The sequence below is a fragment of the Clostridium grantii DSM 8605 genome (assembly GCF_900129965.1).
GTDB classification, from domain to species: Bacteria; Bacillota; Clostridia; order Clostridiales; family Clostridiaceae; genus Clostridium_AF; species Clostridium_AF grantii.
This window is the reverse complement of the sequence record NZ_FQXM01000014.1, coordinates 93,770-112,238: the sequence shown is the minus strand read 5'-3', so window position 1 is coordinate 112,238 and position 18,469 is coordinate 93,770. Positions and strand designations below refer to the sequence as shown.

At 29.8% G+C, this 18,469-nt stretch carries 22 protein-coding genes and 1 pseudogene; 16 read left to right on the top strand and 7 right to left on the bottom strand.

The genetic code is table 11. The features are described from left to right. The coding region (locus tag BUB83_RS21990) for a hypothetical protein (RefSeq protein WP_479723235.1) at positions 1-531 on the top strand (531 nt) is incomplete at its 5' end. A 41-nt stretch (positions 532-572) separates the two neighbouring features. Here BUB83_RS21990 and BUB83_RS12960 read toward each other — a convergent pair. Continuing rightward, a complete protein-coding gene (locus BUB83_RS12960) occupies positions 573-1,262 on the bottom strand; it encodes a hypothetical protein (RefSeq protein ID WP_073338891.1) in 690 nt (229 codons plus the stop codon). Positions 1,263-1,506: 244 nt separating this feature from the next. Between BUB83_RS12960 and mntA the strand changes: the two genes are divergently transcribed. The 3 genes from mntA to BUB83_RS12945 are packed head-to-tail and all read left to right on the top strand — an operon-like array spanning position 1,507 to position 2,547. Then, on the top strand, positions 1,507-1,890 hold the full coding sequence (gene mntA, locus BUB83_RS12955; RefSeq protein WP_073338890.1) for a type VII toxin-antitoxin system MntA family adenylyltransferase antitoxin: 384 nt from the start codon (positions 1,507-1,509) through the stop codon (positions 1,888-1,890). Next, positions 1,883-2,317 carry a hypothetical protein gene (locus BUB83_RS12950; RefSeq protein ID WP_073338889.1) on the top strand — a complete coding sequence of 145 codons (435 nt, stop codon included), beginning with the start codon at positions 1,883-1,885 and terminating at the stop codon, positions 2,315-2,317. Before mntA ends, BUB83_RS12950 begins: the two co-directional genes overlap by 8 nt. 26 nt (positions 2,318-2,343) lie before the next feature. Then, positions 2,344-2,547, top strand: a complete 204-nt coding sequence (locus BUB83_RS12945; RefSeq protein ID WP_073338888.1) for a hypothetical protein — start codon at positions 2,344-2,346, stop codon at positions 2,545-2,547. Positions 2,548-2,691: 144 nt separating this feature from the next. On the opposite strand, the gene BUB83_RS12940 is transcribed toward BUB83_RS12945, so the two are convergent. Continuing rightward, complete coding sequence (locus BUB83_RS12940; protein ID WP_073338887.1) at positions 2,692-2,907, bottom strand: hypothetical protein; 216 nt, start codon at positions 2,905-2,907, stop codon at positions 2,692-2,694. 551 nt (positions 2,908-3,458) lie between these two features. Between BUB83_RS12940 and hepT the strand changes: the two genes are divergently transcribed. The 6 genes from hepT to BUB83_RS12910 all read left to right on the top strand — a co-directional run bounded on the left by hepT (position 3,459) and on the right by BUB83_RS12910 (position 7,000). After that, positions 3,459-3,689 (top strand): type VII toxin-antitoxin system HepT family RNase toxin, encoded by a 231-nt coding sequence (gene hepT, locus BUB83_RS12935; protein ID WP_341465353.1) that lies wholly within the window; start codon positions 3,459-3,461, stop codon positions 3,687-3,689. 5 nt (positions 3,690-3,694) lie between these two features. After that, entirely contained in the window at positions 3,695-4,618 is a 924-nt protein-coding gene (locus tag BUB83_RS12930; protein WP_073338885.1) for an Rpn family recombination-promoting nuclease/putative transposase, read from the top strand. 231 nt (positions 4,619-4,849) lie between these two features. Continuing rightward, the gene (locus BUB83_RS12925; protein ID WP_073338884.1) at positions 4,850-5,065 is read left to right on the top strand and encodes a helix-turn-helix transcriptional regulator; all 216 of its coding nucleotides are present in this window, start codon (positions 4,850-4,852) and stop codon (positions 5,063-5,065) included. Further along, the gene (locus BUB83_RS12920; protein ID WP_073338883.1) at positions 5,058-5,813 is read left to right on the top strand and encodes a DUF3169 family protein; all 756 of its coding nucleotides are present in this window, start codon (positions 5,058-5,060) and stop codon (positions 5,811-5,813) included. Before BUB83_RS12925 ends, BUB83_RS12920 begins: the two co-directional genes overlap by 8 nt. A gap of 19 nt (positions 5,814-5,832) precedes the next feature. After that, positions 5,833-6,291: a hypothetical protein gene (locus tag BUB83_RS12915; protein ID WP_073338882.1), complete on the top strand. Its 459-nt coding sequence runs from the start codon at positions 5,833-5,835 to the stop codon at positions 6,289-6,291. A gap of 19 nt (positions 6,292-6,310) precedes the next feature. Continuing rightward, on the top strand, positions 6,311-7,000 hold the full coding sequence (locus BUB83_RS12910; protein ID WP_143160544.1) for a hypothetical protein: 690 nt from the start codon (positions 6,311-6,313) through the stop codon (positions 6,998-7,000). A 162-nt stretch (positions 7,001-7,162) separates the two neighbouring features. Here the strand turns inward: BUB83_RS12910 and BUB83_RS12905 are convergent, their stop codons facing one another. Beyond that, a complete protein-coding gene (locus tag BUB83_RS12905; protein ID WP_073338880.1) occupies positions 7,163-8,002 on the bottom strand; it encodes an AraC family transcriptional regulator in 840 nt (279 codons plus the stop codon). Between the two features lie 126 nt (positions 8,003-8,128). Here BUB83_RS12905 and BUB83_RS12900 point away from each other — a divergent pair, with 126 nt between their 5' ends. Further along, positions 8,129-9,013 (top strand): sugar phosphate isomerase/epimerase family protein, encoded by an 885-nt coding sequence (locus tag BUB83_RS12900; protein ID WP_073338879.1) that lies wholly within the window; start codon positions 8,129-8,131, stop codon positions 9,011-9,013. A gap of 219 nt (positions 9,014-9,232) precedes the next feature. Here BUB83_RS12900 and BUB83_RS12895 read toward each other — a convergent pair whose 3' ends face one another. After that, positions 9,233-10,006 (bottom strand): EFR1 family ferrodoxin, encoded by a 774-nt coding sequence (locus BUB83_RS12895; RefSeq protein WP_073338878.1) that lies wholly within the window; start codon positions 10,004-10,006, stop codon positions 9,233-9,235. Positions 10,007-10,202: 196 nt separating this feature from the next. On the opposite strand from BUB83_RS12895, the gene BUB83_RS12890 reads away from it, so the two are divergent. Further along, positions 10,203-11,081, top strand: a complete 879-nt coding sequence (locus tag BUB83_RS12890; RefSeq protein ID WP_073338877.1) for a LysR family transcriptional regulator — start codon at positions 10,203-10,205, stop codon at positions 11,079-11,081. Between the two features lie 43 nt (positions 11,082-11,124). Here BUB83_RS12890 and BUB83_RS12885 read toward each other — a convergent pair whose 3' ends face one another. Further along, positions 11,125-13,077, bottom strand: a complete 1,953-nt coding sequence (locus BUB83_RS12885) for an oxidoreductase (protein WP_073338876.1) — start codon at positions 13,075-13,077, stop codon at positions 11,125-11,127. A 20-nt stretch (positions 13,078-13,097) separates the two neighbouring features. Continuing rightward, positions 13,098-13,319, bottom strand: coding sequence for a hypothetical protein (locus BUB83_RS12880; protein WP_084133560.1), 222 nt, complete (start codon positions 13,317-13,319; stop codon positions 13,098-13,100). A gap of 206 nt (positions 13,320-13,525) precedes the next feature. Between BUB83_RS12880 and BUB83_RS12875 the strand changes: the two genes are divergently transcribed. The 4 genes and pseudogenes from BUB83_RS12875 (at position 13,526) to BUB83_RS22950 (ending at position 17,637) form a co-directional block, all read left to right on the top strand. Beyond that, positions 13,526-14,098 carry a TetR/AcrR family transcriptional regulator gene (locus BUB83_RS12875; RefSeq protein ID WP_073338874.1) on the top strand — a complete coding sequence of 191 codons (573 nt, stop codon included), beginning with the start codon at positions 13,526-13,528 and terminating at the stop codon, positions 14,096-14,098. Between the two features lie 14 nt (positions 14,099-14,112). After that, the gene (locus tag BUB83_RS12870; RefSeq protein ID WP_073338873.1) at positions 14,113-15,201 is read left to right on the top strand and encodes a 4Fe-4S binding protein; all 1,089 of its coding nucleotides are present in this window, start codon (positions 14,113-14,115) and stop codon (positions 15,199-15,201) included. A gap of 1 nt (position 15,202) precedes the next feature. Next, positions 15,203-17,131 (top strand): FAD-dependent oxidoreductase, encoded by a 1,929-nt coding sequence (locus tag BUB83_RS12865; protein ID WP_073338872.1) that lies wholly within the window; start codon positions 15,203-15,205, stop codon positions 17,129-17,131. A gap of 190 nt (positions 17,132-17,321) precedes the next feature. After that, positions 17,322-17,637 (top strand): annotated as a pseudogene (locus BUB83_RS22950) (GGDEF domain-containing protein). Between the two features lie 67 nt (positions 17,638-17,704). On the opposite strand, the gene BUB83_RS12850 reads toward BUB83_RS22950, so the two are convergent. Then, a complete protein-coding gene (locus BUB83_RS12850) occupies positions 17,705-18,205 on the bottom strand; it encodes a GNAT family N-acetyltransferase (RefSeq protein ID WP_073338871.1) in 501 nt (166 codons plus the stop codon). Positions 18,206-18,469 lie beyond the last annotated feature (264 nt).

Genomic DNA, 18,469 nt, shown 5'->3' with positions numbered 1-18,469 from the left:
AAAGTAGTGCACCTAGATGAACAAGGTGATTATAAAGTAACTTTTAAAGAGAAAGATAATATATTCCCAGAGTATTATCTAATTAATATAGAAAGATTTAAGAATATTGTAAAAGAAGATATAGATGAATGGATATATATGCTTAAAAATTCAGAAATCAAAAAGGAATTCAAGTCCAAGTATATCAAAGAAGCAGAGAGACAATTAAATCTTACAAAACTAGAACAAAAGGATCGAAGAGCCTATGAAAAACATTTAGAAGCTATAGCAATTGAGAGAGATATAATGTCTACAGCTAAGGTAGAAGGATGGATTGAAGGAAGAGAAGAAGGAAGAGAAGAAGGAAGAGAAGAAGGAAGAGAAGAAGGAAGAGAAGAGGGACGAGGAAAAGGAAGAGAAGAAGAAAAAATAGTTACTGTTAAAAATGCTATTTCTTTAAATTTATCAATAGATCAAATATCTGCATTAACTGGATTATCAATTGAGACAATAAAAGAAATCATGGAAAATACTACACACCTGAGGTCGTAGCTAATATTCTCTAAGGTAGAATTATTTCAAAATCACACTGCTCAATATTGAGAATTAACATTTAGGTGGCTGAAATATTTAGTTGTCAAAAAAGCATCCCAAATGATATATAATAACATTTGAAGGTGCTTTTTTAATAGTAAAATGTAATTGCTAATATTTATGTGATCTAAAAGCCATTCTTTAAATGCTTGTTTGAGCAACAAAAATTGTTCTAGTTTTTGTAAGGGTTCAGGTACCATGTCCGTATAAAAAGCTTCAGCCTTATCTATATATTCAAGATGATTAACTTTAAAGTAGCCTAAATCTTTTAATTTCAAATCATTTTTTCCTATGTTATTCTCAAGTTTAGGAATATGCCCAAAGTCGCTCTCACCAGCATCAACTATGCTTTTTAAACGTTTTTCGTTATGAGAAAAAAGCTTACTTTGAGACATCATTAATTTACTAAAGAAACTTCTTAAAAAATCCTCAGATTCCTTATTAAATCTATTATTTACTCCTTGTTTAGTTATTGATAAAGTTTCATTTACTCGCAACCAAGTACTTAATTCTTCTAAAGAATTTTCACATAAATGATTATTTGAAAACACACATAAACTTATAAATTTTTCTGGAGTGAATTTGCTATCTTTTATTAGAAATTTAGCTTTTATAGCTAACTCATTTAAGAGTTTTGAGTTCAAGATATACATTAAATTATCAATTAATTTCCTTATTCGTTTGTTCAAATTTTAACAACCTTTCTTCTTTTATTAATAATAATTTTATCATAAACATGAAAAACTATCTTAACACAGGGGGGGGCCTAGCGATAACTGGAAGTTATTGTTTTCTAAAAATATTTCCTTTCTGATGTGGTTGCGAAATATGAAGACACTTTTTTTAGCCAACAGGAGAAAAGTACATTTATTTAGGATATAATATAGATATTAAAGTAATTATGTTTTAGAATTGTTTAAGGATGGTGGAAATATGAATCATAAGTTAATTTATGAAAAAATCAAAGATTTAATACCTAAAGATAAGATTGATGCTTTATATCTATTTGGTTCTTATAGCAATGGTACTTTTACAGAAAATAGTGATGTTGATTTTGCTATTTTTAGTGATAATTTAAGTTATATAGATTTAGTGGATTTAGAAGATAAAATAAGTGAAAGACTGAGTAGAGAAATTGATCTTATTCTACCAGAAAAAAATGACGTTCTATTATTAAGAGAAATACTCCAAGGTAAGTCTTTAATTGAAACATCAGAAGCTTTTGATAGGTGGTTTGAAAAATTCAATGAATGGTTAGCTGCTGAATGGTGGTTTATAGAGATGTGTATTAATGAAAGGTGTGGTTTAAATGAATAGTTTAAATAATGAACGATTAAAATATATAAGTATTAGTATGCAAGATGTAATAAAAGATTTAGATGAAATAATATCCATTTATGATAGCCAGCCAATAGTTATTCAAAAACATTTAGAGCAAAGTTTTAGAACTAGTTTTCTTCAATATAAAGAGTTATTAGGAAACTATATGAGTCAATGTCTTAAAATACTTGCAATAAGTGTTAATAAAATCACTTATGCTGATGCAATTGAATTATGTATAAAGGAAGAATTTTTACCTAAGAATGAAATAGTATTATATAAAACTTTAAGTAAATTTAGAAATGATACAGCTCATGTATATAAAAAACCCCCATTTAAAGTATTGATTGAGTTTTATAAAGAACATAGAGACTTTTTGATTAATATAATTAAAACTATTAATAGTGTTATAAAAAAAGGATAAGCATAGGGTTTTGGTGTGGCTGCCATATGAGTTATAACAACTCATATGGCAGTACCTTTTTAAAGTTTTACAATCTAGCAACTTCTGTTCAGTTTCAACAAGAGAAACAAACTTCTAATGTATTGACATTTTATGATAGAATTGTAGAGGTTGTATGCACCTCTGAGGTGCAAATTTTTCCAAGTACAAGACTTCAAGAAGAATATATAAAAAATCATTTATATAGTTGAAAAAGATTGGCGTAGGAGTGGAGGAGTGGATTTTTGGAGCTGTTTATAATGAGGGTGAGTGAATTGCAATGGGCAAGGTATTCCTGGAAAATTTTACACCTTGAGATCCTAGGAGGTAATAAATTATTTAAATGAGGTTGAGATTCAGAAGGTTAGGTTTGAATGATTTTTGCTCTTTAAATTGATCCACTTTTCTACTACCCACGCCTCAACAATACTATCTTGATACTTTTCAATATAATAAAATTTTCTATTAGTTAATGCTAGAATCTTCATTTTTCTTTCTTTAGGATCATACTCACTTAATTTACCCAAAAACCATTTATTCTCTAATGTTTTAATCAGAATCCAATAATTCACATAACTATCCCAATTAAATCTTTTGAGATTTCTAATTAAAGCTCATTTATTATTAGGGGCACAATCAATCAATGGGTTATATATACAGCAGTAATAATAAGGGCAAAATTTACAATATGGTAACAACATTTTCCTCCTAATCTTTTTAGTGATTTAATCTCATACAATAAAATATGATTCTATTTTGAAAAGGTGAGTAGAAAGCTAAACCTAAATGTCTTGCGAAAGGAAGTTGGTCATCAAAGGTTCCTTACTAGGTGCACCGGTTGAATTAAAGTAAAAAGCAATATTATTTTCAAGGGATGATGTTACTGTAGCTAGAATAAAAAATATTTATTATTATCAAGGGAAAGGCATATAAAATAATATTTTTAACAAAAGCCTCTAAAGTTCTTAGAGTATTTTTATAATTATTGGAAGTTATGATATAATTATATTGAAATAAAGAAATTAAAATTGTAAGAGCTTATGAGAGCACTTTAAGTTATATTGCACAGCATGATTTAGAAGATAAAATATGGATTCATTTATGAAAGATTATTATAAAAGTTTTGAATTTGAAGGGAAAACCTGAGGATAATAAATCACATTTTACTATTTTAGCTAATAATAAAGTTATTGAAGAAGCGCATATACATACATATTTTAATATGGCAAAGTTTAGAAACAGAATAGTTCATATGTATTTTAATATTAATGACGTCATGATATATGATATCACTCAGAATAATATAGAGGATTTTGAAAAATTCATTAGAATTATTACCATAGAGAGGAAGTGAATCAGATGGAAAACTCAAATAAATTAATAAGGTTTGATTGGTTTATAAAAAAGATGTTACGGGATAAAAGTAACTTTAATGTGTTAGAAGGATTGCTAACAGCCTTACTCAAAAAAGATATTGTTATTTTAAATATTCTAGAGAGTGAAGGAAATCAAATAAGTGAAACAAATAAATTTAACAGAGTAGATATTCTTGTAGAAGATGAAAGTAAAGAGAAAATAATAGTTGAAATACAAAATGAAAGAGAATCTGATTACTTAGAAAGAGTTCTTTATGGAAGTTCAAAAGTTATAGTGGATTACTTTAAATTAGGGGACAAATATAAAGATATTTCAAAGGTTATTTCAGTAAGCATCCTGTATTTTAATTTAGGAACCGGAAAAGATTATATTTATTATGGAACCACAGAATTTTATGGAATGAATACAAAGGAAAAATTAAAGGTAAAAAACAAAGTAGTCCAGATAGATGATAAAGGAAAAGATAAAGTGTCTTTTAAAGAGAAAGCAAATATATTCCCAGAATATTATTTGATTAATATAGAAAGATTTAAGAATATTGTAAAAGAAGATATAGATGAATGGATATACATGCTGAAAAATTCAGAAATCAAAAAAGAATTTAAGTCTAAATATATCAAAGAGGCAGAAAAACAATTAAATCTTACAAAGTTAGATCAAAAAGATAGAAGAGCTTATGAAAAACACTTAGAAGCAATAGCTATCGAAAGAGATATAATGTCTACAGCTAAAGAAGAAGGTTGGATTGAAGGAAGGGAAGAAGGCAGAGAAGAAGGAAGAGAAGAAGAAAAAATAGTTACGGTCAAAAATGCCATTTCTTTAAATTTATCAATAGAACAAATTTCTGCATTAACTGGATTATCAATTAAAACAATAACAGAAATTATGAAAAAATTAGAAGATTAGTTGGAAAATCCTTATTTTTGGGTTAATTTATCATGGAGATTTTATAGTTGGGATATAAAATTACACTGCTCAAAATTGAGCAGTGTAATTTTTCTTTCAAATACTAATATTAAATGAAAAAAAGTTGACAACTAATCTTGTCAATGGTATCATAAGTATGACAAGAATAATTGTCAACATAACAATAAAAGTTGTCAAAATTATATGTAAATTTGTCATGAGGAGGAAGAGATGCCTTTATATAATACTTTGAAAGTTCAAAGAGCAAAGCTTGGTATTAACCAAACAGAATTAAGTAAAATGTGTGGAGTATCAAGGCAAACAATAAGTTCAATTGAAAGAGGGGAATATAATCCTTCAATAACTTTGGTGATAAAACTAGCAAAAATATTTGATGTTGCTATAGAAGAGATTTTTAGTTATGAGGAGGAAAATGAAGATGAATAAAGCAAAAAAGGTGTATAACAAAACAGCATTTCGTTTATTATTATTATTAATTATCGGTGGAATTTTGGGTGGGATTTCATCTATAGGAATGATTAAGTTTAAAGATTCAGAATATGTGAATTTATTCACTAATATGGGCAAGCTTTTCATAGAAAATAGCATAAATATAAATATTGCCTTAATAGTATTTTTATTCTTACCAGCTGTTTATTTTAATATTAAAGGCAGAAAAATCACTAACATGATGTTTCAAGAAAATGTGTCTGATGATAAAATAGAGTCTTTTGAGAAATATGGAAGCAAATTTCGTGATATTTCATTATCTATAAATTCTGTTTTTATTATACTAAATTTTATGCTTTTAGGAATGACCTTTGATGTTACCAATAGTAAATTATTTGTTACACTTATTGTATTTCTGGTTTCCTGTATAGCAGGTTCAGTACTGGAGATTGTAACCATTAAATTTATGCAAAAAAATGATAGTAGATTGAAGGGAGATCCAACATCTTTTAAATTTCACAAAGATTTTCTTGAAAGTTGTGATGAGGCAGAAAAATTAAAAATATATAAAACTGGATATAAAGCTTTCCAATTTTCAAGAGGTGCTTCTTTGGTGCTAATAATAATTACTATAATGGGTAATATGACATTTAAAACGGGGGGCTTTCCTGTATTTATAAGCGGTATGTTTATGTTGATTCAAATAAGCTCGTACAGCTATTATGACTTTAAAGAAAACAATTAATCTAAAGAAGGAATTTATTATGATAATTACAGGACAAAAAGTTTGTGCTTTTATTTGTGGGTTAGTATTAATAGTTTCTATTTTGATGGTGTTAGGAAATTTAATCTTAAATTATGATTTTTCTTATATTGCAGTTGCAATGGGTATTTTTGCAAGATTTTTCTTTTTAATTCTAAGTGGAGATGGTAATAATATGGAGATATTTGGATTGATGGCATTTGCATTAGTCATTTCCGATATGGGATTAAAGGATAAAGTTAAAAAGTTAAAAAAAGATGTGAGGAAAATAAATTCAAAAAAGGAGGAAGTTAAAATGTCCGAAATACTAAAGGAACTAGAAGGTAAAAGATGTAGGCTTACAGTCTCAGAAATTTTTGCGGGACAAATAGAATGTGATGTTATAACTGTAGATGACGAATGGATGAAAATAAGTCTCAATTTTTGTTGTATCAACAATAGTAACAGCGCCAGATTTTAATGCAGCAACAATAAAATCATTGGATGATAAAAAAGCTACAGTTATTAAGCTGGCATCAACTACGGCAGCATCCTCCACTGCTTTATCGTTGATCCCTGGAGATGCTGCAATGCCAATTGCTAATGAAATTGCAGAATTAGCTACTTATTTCATTGTTATACTGGGTTCTATTTTATTAGAAAAGATATTAATTGCAGTAGTTGGGTATGTGTCATTTACTTTTATTATTCCTTTTAGTTGTCTTTTGGGTATTTTTTATTTGTACATAAAGAAAGAGGTATTAAGAAATCTTGCGATAAAATTAGCTATTTTTGGAATAATTATATTTATAGCAATTCCGATAAGTATACAAGTAAGTGACTTAATATATGATTCTTATCAAGCTTCAATAGAGCAAACAGTTGAAATAGCAAACCAAAATAAAGAATATATCGAAGAAAAGAAAAAAGACCTTTCCGAAAAAGATCAAAATTGGATGGGAAAAATTGAGGATTATTTGTCCGATTTAACCTCTAAAATAGGAATTGACATATCCGAAATGGTTAAAAAAGGAGAAGATACACTTACTACATTTTTAGAGGCTGTTGCAGTTCTGATTATAATCTCTTGTGTTATCCCAATAGTTGTAATACTAATTTTTGCTTGGATTATTAAAATCTTATTCAGCTTTGATAGCAACGGGGTATCCACAATTTTAGGAAAAAGATGAATGAGAACATGCTATCAAACAGAGAATACTAACTACTATATTTTCAAGTGTTTATCTAAAAAAGGATATAAAAGTAATGCATTAAGCACACACTTACTTTGCAATGGTTGAAAGATTGATTATCCGATAAAAATGAATAGTAAAACAATTGGAATTAAAGCATTAGAATTCTTTTGTATATTGCTTTGGAGAAACACCAGTGATTTTCTTAAATGCTTTATAAAAATTAGAGTAATCACCAAAACCCACAGCATCAGAAATTTCTAGTATAGGGATGCCTTTATATAGCAGTTTAGTTGCTTCAATAATCCTTTTATAAGTAATGTATTCAATTACAGTAAAACCAGTACTTTTTTTAAAAATATGTGATAAATAATATTTATTAACATAAAACAACTTCTCTAGTAAATCTAGAGTAATTGTTTTATTCAGATTTTCATTGATATAATCCAAAATAGTGTTGATTTTTTCGTTATTTTCAAAAGAATCCATAATCACAATTTTATTTTCTGAGAAGATTTTATTTATTTTAATAAGCATTTGTACCAAAAGAGTTTTAATCATAATAGAACTTTCAGCGGAATCATTCTGGCAGTATTTTTCAATTTCTAACCAATATTTATCAATTCCATAGGATATTACATTTTCACTACGAATTCTATTAAAGTAACCTAATTTTCTTTTTTCTATATAAGTTAGCATATTGTAGTCTTTTGTTTGAAGGGGAAAAATAAACTCTGATTTAAACTGAATCCATTTTCGTTCATAGTTTTTCTGAGAATTAAATACAATTCTATGAAGTTCTCTTGAATTGGTTACAATCATATCATTTTTTTCTAGTTGATACACTTGTCCTTCAATATAATATTTAACATCACCGGAAATAAAATAAAACAATTCATAGCAATCATGAATATGTGTATCTATATCTGTTGGAGATTCAGTAAACGGATGAGAAAAATAAAAATCACTTGTTTTATAAGAAACCAAATCCTTTGTCATATAAAAATCACTCCCAATATAGTATAAAGCAATATTTGCAATATTTAAAGCAGTAAATACTAAGAATTTCAAGTAATCTTAATATAAAATAAAATACAAGTAACAACATATTGGGAGGAAATAAAAATGAGTAAATTTACTTTATCAGCTTTTGCAGATGAAATTCATAGGGACTTAAAGATTCAAATGGATGTTTTAGAACAACATAAGATCTCATATATAGAGCTTAGAGGCGTTAATGGAAAGTGTATATGTGAGTATTCTTTAGAGGAAGTAAAGATGATAAAAAAACAATTAGATGAAAGGAATTTTAAAATATCTTCAATAGGTTCACCTGTTGGTAAAATTCTAATAACTGATGATTTTGAACCTGATTTACGACTTTTTAAACATACTATGAATATTGCAAAAATTATGGAAACAAAGAATATTAGAATGTTTAGTTTCTTTATACCGCAGGGAGAAAATCCGGCAAATTATAGAGAGGAAGTTATGAATAGATGGAAACAATATGTAAAAGTAGCAAGAGGTTCTGGGTTAATGCTTTTACATGAAAATGAAAAAGAGATATATGGGGATACAGCGGAAAGATGTCTGGATGTGGTTCAAACAATGAATTGTGAATATGTAAAAGCTGTTTTTGATTTAGCAAATTTTGTACAATGTAATGAAAAGGTTTTTCCAGAGGCTTATGATTTATTAAAGGATTATATTTACTACGTTCATATAAAAGATGCAGTTTATATTGATGGACATGTTGTACCAGCAGGTAAGGGCGATGGAAAAGTGAAGCAGGTTATAAATACTTTATTTAATAATGGGTATGAAGGTTTCTTATCTTTAGAGCCACATTTAACGGATTTTGATGGATTAAATGATTTAGAACTTAATGGTGTTGCTAGTTTGGATACTATGGAAAAAAAATCAGAGGGGGAGGGGGCAAGAACCTTTGCTATTGCCCTTAAAGCTTTAAAAAATATAATGGTTGAGGTTACTGGAGGAGAATTATAAAATTGTAAAAAATCAATTCTAGGAGGAAAAGGAATATGCCTATTGACTTCCCAGCGCAGGGCATAGTTTATAATGATATTAAAGAGGGGATTTTGTGTATAAAATAATGAGGCCGATTTTAATAAAGCAAAGTTAGTGCAATTATTGAGGAGCTTGGAGTTTTCAATTGCAGAAATAAAAGACGTATTAAGCAAGATTAGCCCTTCAAATAACAGCCCTTTAAAGTATTTTTCCTATATGATATTTGTATTGAGCTGGCTTTTTATCTTTATAAATAATTGAATTCTGAGGACAAATATTTGCACATCGTGTACACATAATACAACTATCTTTAAAGATAATTTTATTACCATCAAAGCTTATATTTTGAGTTGGACAGGATTTGATGCAAATACCACATTCTATACAAGTATCATTAACGGAAAAATGAACACCGGCTTTTTTAGTTCTTTTTCCATAAAATTCATTAGTTTTTCTACATAAGAAAGCTAAAGGGGGGCTTACTTTTTCTATTGAGTAGTTGCCATTCAAAAAGGAATCAACTATTTGTTTACTTTCTTTTAAAGCATTAAATGTGTATAGTTTACAATCTAGTGTAGTAGTTTCTTTGAAAAAGCCAATTAGATAGTTATTTGGCATTCTTATGGTTTTAGAAATCACAAGGTTGCAGTTTTTATCTTTGAGAATAGATTCTGATAAATTAAAGCTAGTTTTTGTAGGAGCCACACCAGTTAAATATTGAATAGTAGGAGTAGGTTTTTTGAAAATAGGCAAATTGGTAGCCATCCAATTAATAAAAAAACAAGGGGTATATTCATAGTGCTTGGGACTTCCCAAAATCATAAAGTCATAATAATCATCTTTTATTATGAAATCTTCTTCAGTAGAATGAATATCCATTTCAATTCCTTTAGTTTTAAAATATTTCTTGATTTCTAAAGCAACAAACTTTGTGTTTCCTGTTGCACTAAAATATAGTATAAGCCCTTTCATATTGCACTCCTTAAATAAAGTTTCTATTTAATATAGTGTGGAAAAGAACAAAATATTACCTATATTTATAGTTGAATGCTTTGTCTAAATAACTGATTTAATAGTATATATGGGAAGAATGGTATATAATTATAGGCATACCTATATTGTGACTGCTTTACTGCATACAATGAATTAAATTGAAAGGAGCATACAATTGGAAATTAAAGAGTTTAAATATTTTGCAGCGGTTTGCAAACATAAAAATATATCAAAAACAGCAAAATCCCTGTATATATCTCAACAAGCTTTAAGTACCTCAATTAAAAATCTTGAGCAAAAATTAAATACTACACTTTTTAGAAGAACTCCTACTGGAGTGGAATTAACTAATGAGGGAATATACTTAGCTGAAAAGATTGATTCTTTCTTAGAACAATATGATTCCATTTGTACTGATATTTATTCACATTTTGATATCAGTAAAGGCACAATTTCTATTGGGATTACTTTAGGAATATTACGCTCATTATCACCAATGATATTTATAGATTTTATGGAAGCTTATCCAGATATTAAGATTGATAAACTAGACTACCTTGATGAACTATGCAAAGTTATGGTTATGAATGAAACCATCCATACTGCAATTAGCATTAAACCTGTTAATTCAACTAATATAGATTTTATATCCATTAAGTCAGAACCACTTATGCTATTAGTAAATAAGCAAAGTGATTTTTCTCAATTAAAAACCGTTAAGTTAAAAGACTTAGCCAATGTGCCATTAATAACCTGTGATGAAAGATTACAATTATATCACTATCAAATTCAAAAATTTAAGCAACATAATATTTCACCTAATTTTATTTTTAAAACTAATGAAATTGAAGTTATGACTTCTCTTGTAAGTCAAAATAAAGGAATGTTGATTTGTGCAGAACACGTTTGTTTAGGAAATAGACATAATAATGTTATAGGAATACCTTTTGAAGATAAGGGATTTGTTTGGGAATATGGGTTTCTATTAAAAAAAGGTAAACCAATATCAAAAAATATTAAAAAATTAATTGATTTTATTATTAATAAAGTTTGAAGCAACCAAGAACCTATAGCATTCTTGGTTGCTTCTATTTTTTTTATATTTCCACTGCAACATTGAAAGCTGAGTGTACAGCATTATGAATATCTTTAACAGTGGAGCAATCACCAACAACATATGTTTCAGGAATTAGTGAACTTAATTGATTTACTGTTTCAACAGTAGATTTCATTCCTAGTGCAATTACCACAGTGTCAGCCGCTAATATGCTTCTGTTCCAATTTCTATCAATTAGTTCAACGCCATTTTCATTGATTTTCTCTACTTTAACATTACCAATGAACTTAACCTTATGTTCATGTAATAAATCAAATAATGCTATTTTACTAACCAAGAAGGTTTCACTACATAAGTTTTCTACTGGCAACATATCAACAACAGTTACTTTTTTCCCTTTTTGTGCTAAGGCTAATGCACTTTCGCATCCAGAAAGTCCACCGCCACATATAACCACTTCTTCGCCTATTTCCACATTGCCCTCATCAGCATCAAATACTGAAATTACATTTTTCCCATGAATTCCATCAATTGGTGGAACTATTGGTGTAGATCCTGTAGAAATAACAATTGCATCAGGGTTTATTTGCTCAACTAATTCTGGTGTCACTTCTGTATTTAAAACTATTTTGGCACCGCAGTTCTCAATATTTTTTACTTGCCAATCAAGATATCTTTTTAAATCATCTTTGAATGACAATACGCTAGCCTCATGAAGTAATCCTCCAAGACGATTTGCTTTATCATAAATAGTAACATCATGTCCACGTTTTATAGCAGTTTCTGCAGCCATCATTCCTGCAACTCCACCACCAACAATCATAACATTTTTCTTTTTATCAGCTTTTTGAATTGTTCTGTATCTTGTTTCACGACCTACAACTGGATTTAAACTACAATGTACAGGCCAACCAGGGAAAATATCTTTTAAGCAATTATAGCAGCGCATACATGGTCTGATTTTATCACTTTCACCTCTATAACCTTTGGTTACAGTTTCACCATCTACCAAAAGTGCGCGTACCATACCAATAACATCAGCTTGTCCTTTTTCTATAATTTCTTCTGCTTCTTCAAGTGTTGTGATACCACCCACTACACATACAGGTATATCAAGAGCAGCTTTTACCTTAGCGGCATTTTCTGCATTTACGCAATGCTCAGATAAATAAGTTGGTAAGGTATACTTTGCATACTTTAAGTCTACAATTAACCCTCTTGATATATGAACCATATCTAAATCTTTTTGAGCTACTTTTAAGAATTCAATTACTTCATCAATCTTCATACCACCTGGAGCGCACTCATCAGCACTAATACGAAAATCTATTGCAAGTTTATTTCCACATTTTTCTCTAATAGCTTTTATTACTTCTAGTGGAAATCTCATACGATTTTCAAGGCTACCGCCATACCAGTCAGTACGTTTATTAGTCATTGGTGATAAGAATTGACCAATAAGATTTCCATGGGCTCCATGCACCATTACCATGTCAAAGCCAGCCACCATACATCTATGCGCACAGTCAGCAAATTTCTTTATAATATCATCAATCTCTCTTTGATCTAACTCTTTTACATATCTTGATTTTCCTGGAAGAGGGATGTTTGATGGTGCTAAAGCATCTCCCACAAGTAAATTTGGAAGTACAGCGCGCCCTGCATGATTAAGCTCTACTGATAGCTTGCAGCCATATCTATGCACTTCTTCTGCAAGTCTTGAAAGTCCCATAATATCTTTATCTCTTGTAATAGATAATGCACCTAAGAAATCTTCTCCTTTATCAGCATCAATTGCAGTAGCCCCAATTGTTATAACGGAAGCTCCTGTTCTTGCTTGACCACCTAAAAAATCAACAAGTTCAGTTGTAACTCTTCCCTCTGCATCTGCATGACAAGAAACAAGGGGAGTAAAGGTAATACGATTTTTAATTGTCATATTACCAACCTGTAAGGGTCTGAATATGTTTGGATAATTATTAAATTTTGTCATTTTTGTATCTCCTTTTTAAATTATTTAGTAACCTTTTGTACTTCAAATTTTTTCACAGCTGAAATATAAGTAAGAACTCCTAAAAATCCTCCCATAAATCCGCTTAGCAAACCACTTATTCCATTTCCTATTGAATTTACAAATATACTTTGAGGCATTGGAATAACAAAATAGTTTAATAAAAAGCTAATGATAAATCCCATAACTCCACCTATAATTCCTGGTTTTAATGAATCTTTCATTTGAATCCTCCTTTAAATGGTTTGTTATTTTTTTAACATATCTTATTATATAAATTATACTTCATTTAAAAGTGGCCATAAAACAGAAAGATATTGTTTAGGTCACAACTAAAATTTGTAGCACTTAATTCAAAAAATATTTGAGTAATCACTATAATTATGATATTATAGTAAACACTATAATTGGAATGATGAGGTGTTCAATAATGGCAAAACAGGAAACAAGAAAAAATATACTAAAAGTCGCAGAAGAATTATTTTCAAAAAACGGTTATGATGGTGTACCAACCAAAATAATTGCCAATGAAGCAGGAGTAACCGAAATGACTTTGTTTAACCATTTCCAGAATAAAGAGTTGTTATATAAAACTGTAGTGAAAGAGAGATATCTTGCAGTGGAGATTCAATCAGTATTTTCTGAATTGACCTACCAAGACTTAGAAAAAGACCTAAAGAGAATTTCTATAAAGCTTATTGAGAATTTTATAAACAATAAGAATATATTAATGATGAGGCTAAAAGAAAAAGAAAATTTTCAAAATGATGAAAGTTTTAGAATTGAGCAAGATCCACTAGTTGAGCAGATCACACCTGTCTTTAAATCATATGAAAAAAAGGGTTTAATTAACGGGTCAGGTGAAAGTGTAGCACTGCTTTTCATGAGTGCAGTTAAAGGTTTGTTTTATATATTTCTTTTGGATGACAAGAGTGAAGAGGAAATCAAGGTTAAAATCAGTGATTTTGTCAGCACAATGTGTAATGGAATAATTTGTAGGTAGAAAGAAGGTATACCATGAAAAACACTGAAAACAGAATTCTGCGATGGGATAAGAAAAAACACACGAAATACGGTGCAGAAAATAAAGGTAAATGGATTACAGATAATAATCCTTATATCAATATAAATCCAGAGTCATTTGACCGATATACAGAGATTGATCCGCCAAACCCAAATACTAAAATGGCTCTTGATCCAAAAAAAATGCGTAAGTTTTTAAGGGATAAAGAGACACCTAAACTTGGAAGAACTTTTATTCAATATATTCCTGGACTGTTTACAGGCTCAATGCTTGAAAAAACACAAAAAATTAAAAACAACAAAGTAAAGACAAAAAAATATGAAACTCTTAAGGAAAAACAAAAGCTAAAAGAGGAAATACTTGAAGAACTCAGAGCTAATGAATTGATTGGTGGTTTTACGCTAATTGACCGAAGATACATTAATGAAGAAAAAGAGTATATTTTTCCCTATGATACTTTCTTGATTATAGGCATGGAAATGACTAAGGATACAATCATGGAAATACCTCAACCAACAACTGATAGCGGCAAGATTTTTGACTTTGACGTTTATCATAATGGAGGATTAATTGTTGACAAGCTTGCTGATTTTATAAGAAGAAAAGGGGTAAAATGTTTTTCACATATTCCACTGAAATGGGATATAAATTTTGCCCCTCACGCAATAAATGCAGGTATAGGTAATTATTCCACACATGGTTTAGTATTGACCAAAGAGTGGGGAACCAGACTAAGGTTTTTTGCTATTAGTATAGACTTGGATATCCCTATTGACAAACCAAAGGATTATAACTTTGAGGAGTTTTGTAAGAAATGTAGAATGTGTTATAAGGCATGTCCTACAAATGCTATACCTAAGGAGGCTTATGATTACAGAGGTGCTGTGAAACGTAGGGTCAGTATAAAAAGGTGTGGTGTAGGTATGTCGGAAAATAAATTCTGTGGTGTTTGCTTAAAAGTATGTCCATTCAATAATTTTGGTTATGAAAAATGTATGGATACACTACCGGAATATTATAAATACAACCTAATGGATAATGAGACAGGCTCCTATGATAAATATGAAGAAGCGGGTGATTAAAATGGTTGATATGAAGTTATTCGGAAATATTAATAAAAAAGGTTTTGTGAGGATAAATGAAAACAAAATAATTCTTGATATTTTGAAAGAAGATGCTATGGGAATGGCTAGTGAAAGAAAACTGGAAATTGTTCAGATAGGAGGTCCATTGGGACAATTTGTGGCGGGAGAGCAATTAACAAAACAACTGGTTGATTATTTGGACAACATGGATATGGCAACAGTGATGTTCTTGAATGATAACTTCTGCCCAGTGGATTTCACAAAATTTCTTCTGCAATATGTAAAAAGAGAAATGGGAATCAGTAATGAAGATCTAGAAATCCTTAGTAATCTCATTGAGGAACTTTCAAGCGGAAAGACACGAAAGTATACATATGAAGAACTTTTGAGAGAAGTGAGAGAGGTAACAGCAAACACAATTGTTACTAAAGTGAAAAGAAACATTAAATATTTGATGGATAGGTATGAAGGTGTTTTTCTTCAACATTTTGAAAGCAAGAAATGTGCTGCAGGCATATGTAACAGGCTGTTTTCTGCACAATGTGTAAATGCATGTCCGGCAGAAATTAATATTCCAGGGTATATTGCACTGATGTATCAAGGAAAAGACGAAGAAGCTTACAGACTTATGCGTCAGAATAATCCTTTGTCTTTAATCTGTGGGAAGATTTGTGCAAGACCCTGTGAGAGTAGATGCAGACGGGGAGAGATAGAACAAACAGTGGGTGTGCGCGCGCTAAAGCATTATGCAGCTACAATTACATTGAACAAGGATGAATTTATAGAAAAGAAACTACCTAAAAATGGCAAGAAAATTGGTATTATAGGAGCTGGGCCAGCAGGTCTTTCGGCAGCTTATTACCTTGCAAAAACAGGTTATGAAGTAGATATTTATGAAAAATATCCTGTTGTGGGAGGTATGCTTGCTGTAGGGGTTCCTTCATATAGATTAGCTCAAGCATCTATTGATAGAGAAGTGAAACTCATTGAAAATCTTGGTGTTAGTATTTATACCAATACTGAAGTAGGAAAAGATATCACCTTTGAGGAATTTAAAGAAAAGTATGACAGTATGGTGCTGGCAACTGGATGTCATTTGCCTAACATTTTTAGTGATCATATCAGCAATCTAGAATCCGCTATTGATTTTCTAAGAGAGGTAAAGCTCTATGATCGCAAGAAAGTTGGTAAGAAAGTAGTTGTAATAGGTGGTGGCGATGTAGCAATGGATGCTGCAAGAACAGCATTGCGACTTGGTGCAGAAAAAGTGGATTTAGTAAGCCTTGAAAGTTATTTGCAGATGCCTGCAAATGATGAAGAAAAAGAGGAAACACAAAAAGAAGGTATTGAATTCCATAATGGCTTTGGCACAAAGTACATCCATGAGGATGAAAATATAGCACAGGGTATTACATTGAAAAAATGTATGGAGTTATATGATCTTAACAACAGATTCAATCCGATATATGATGAGGATGACACGGTAGATCTACAGTGTGATCATATAATTTTGGCTATTGGGCAGAGAAGTGACATAAGTTATCTGGAATCCGCAGTTCAGGTTGATGTAAAAGGCAGAATTCAGTTTGGTAAAAAGCAAGATACAAGCCTAGAAGGGGTGTATGTTGCTGGGGATATTGGTGGACCGGGTAGCGCCATCAAAGCTATAGCTGAAGGAAAAAAAGCGGCTGAAAATATTGACAGGTATTTAGGCGGAAAGGGTCTTTTCATTGGTGATGAGATAGAAGTACCAGTATTTCAGTCTCATTATTCAATATGGGATACTGAAAGTAAGACAGAACAGGTTGAACTATTTACAGAAGGATGTGGCCATGCTTTTGAAGAGAACAGAACTGTACTTAGTGAAACTAAGGTCAGGTCAGAAGCACTGAGATGTATGCGATGTGACAGAAACAGTAAACAGTAGTTGGATTTATAAAAATTGAACATTAAAAGGAGAAAAAGAAAATGGAAAAAAATAAAAAAAGATAAAAAAAGATAAAAAGAAAAATGATTCAGTTGGCAAGGAAAGCCACTCAGTTAATGCCATTACATATGCTTTAAGAATTGAAGAAATTTTTGAAAATAAAGAATACATTAATAAGAACATATGTTTATTGTTATTTGATATTGATAATTTTAAGGAGATTAATGATTTCAATGGACATTTGGTAGGAGATAAAAGTTTGTGTTCTGTGGCAAGAGAAGCGGAAAAAAATGTTAGTGAAAAAACTTTGATTTCAAGATGGGGCGGAGATGAATTTGCAGTCCAATATTAGAAACATAAAAATAAATGAAGAAACAACTTTAAGCATCAGTAGTGGAATAACATTAATTAAAGAAAATGACAGTATTTTAGAAGTATTTAAAAGAATGGATAAAGCTCTTTATGAATCCAAAAATAAAGGGAAAAATCAATATACAATTATATAAATACGATTAAATACCTATAGGCATTGATAAAGAATTAAATCAATTTATAGGTATTTAATTATTATGATTAAAATTCAGTAGCAGTGGATATTAACTTATCTTCAGGAAAACGATATATAGTCATAATGTCCACACCTACAGCGCCTAGTTCTTTATAAAATTTAATGGCAGATTCATTCCAATCTAAGCAACCCCATTCTAATCTTTTGCAGCCACGTTCTGTAGCAAGCTTTGACATAAAGGCCATCATAATTTTGCCAATACCTTTAAATCTCATGTTTTCATCAACATAAAAAGCATCTATGTAAAGACCAGTTTCACCTATAAAGGCAGAAGAATTTTCATAAAAATATGCAAAAGATACTAATTCTTCATTGTAATAGCCTAAAATAGCCTCTCCTTTTTTTTCTAGTAAAAGTTTAAGGACACTTTCTTTTGTTGATGTAATCTTGTCCAACATTTTTTGATATTCTCCAAGTTTTTTCATGTAATCTACAATTAATTCAGCATCATCTGGTGTTGCAAATTTAACTGTGAAGTTTGGATTCTTTGTTTTAATTAGGTCCATGCTATTCACTCCTCATATTTATACAAATTGACACTATATATGTTCAATTATACTATATTGTAAATAATATTTAAAGTAAACTAAAATATTCTAATTCAAGTTTTTATTTTATAAAATTTGCTTATCTTTTTATATTAGCAAGAATATATATAATTAATGCAAAATTTAAATTTCTTAAGTAAAGCAAATTATTAAAACTCTATTAATAATAAAGAATAAAGTAAAGTATGGAGGGGAGAACTATTAGTCTCAAATTTAAAAAAT

Excerpts from the sequence above, each read along its gene's own strand:
- BUB83_RS12875 (WP_073338874.1), top strand. The coding sequence starts at position 13,526 with ATGGCAAAACAGGAAACAAGAAAAAATATACTAAAAGTCGCAGAAGAA.
- BUB83_RS12915 (WP_073338882.1), top strand. The coding sequence starts at position 5,833 with ATGATAATTACAGGACAAAAAGTTTGTGCTTTTATTTGTGGGTTAGTA.
- BUB83_RS12905 (WP_073338880.1), bottom strand. The coding sequence starts at position 8,002 with ATGACAAAGGATTTGGTTTCTTATAAAACAAGTGATTTTTATTTTTCT.
- BUB83_RS12870 (WP_073338873.1), top strand. The coding sequence starts at position 14,113 with ATGAAAAACACTGAAAACAGAATTCTGCGATGGGATAAGAAAAAACAC.
- BUB83_RS12865 (WP_073338872.1), top strand. The coding sequence starts at position 15,203 with ATGGTTGATATGAAGTTATTCGGAAATATTAATAAAAAAGGTTTTGTG.
- BUB83_RS12925 (WP_073338884.1), top strand. The coding sequence starts at position 4,850 with ATGCCTTTATATAATACTTTGAAAGTTCAAAGAGCAAAGCTTGGTATT.
- mntA (WP_073338890.1), top strand. The coding sequence starts at position 1,507 with ATGAATCATAAGTTAATTTATGAAAAAATCAAAGATTTAATACCTAAA.
- BUB83_RS12945 (WP_073338888.1), top strand. The coding sequence starts at position 2,344 with ATGAGTTATAACAACTCATATGGCAGTACCTTTTTAAAGTTTTACAAT.
- BUB83_RS12850 (WP_073338871.1), bottom strand. The coding sequence starts at position 18,205 with ATGGACCTAATTAAAACAAAGAATCCAAACTTCACAGTTAAATTTGCA.
- BUB83_RS12930 (WP_073338885.1), top strand. The coding sequence starts at position 3,695 with ATGGAAAACTCAAATAAATTAATAAGGTTTGATTGGTTTATAAAAAAG.
- BUB83_RS12895 (WP_073338878.1), bottom strand. The coding sequence starts at position 10,006 with ATGAAAGGGCTTATACTATATTTTAGTGCAACAGGAAACACAAAGTTT.
- BUB83_RS12920 (WP_073338883.1), top strand. The coding sequence starts at position 5,058 with ATGAATAAAGCAAAAAAGGTGTATAACAAAACAGCATTTCGTTTATTA.
- BUB83_RS12900 (WP_073338879.1), top strand. The coding sequence starts at position 8,129 with ATGAGTAAATTTACTTTATCAGCTTTTGCAGATGAAATTCATAGGGAC.
- BUB83_RS12885 (WP_073338876.1), bottom strand. The coding sequence starts at position 13,077 with ATGACAAAATTTAATAATTATCCAAACATATTCAGACCCTTACAGGTT.
- BUB83_RS12880 (WP_084133560.1), bottom strand. The coding sequence starts at position 13,319 with ATGAAAGATTCATTAAAACCAGGAATTATAGGTGGAGTTATGGGATTT.
- BUB83_RS12950 (WP_073338889.1), top strand. The coding sequence starts at position 1,883 with ATGAATAGTTTAAATAATGAACGATTAAAATATATAAGTATTAGTATG.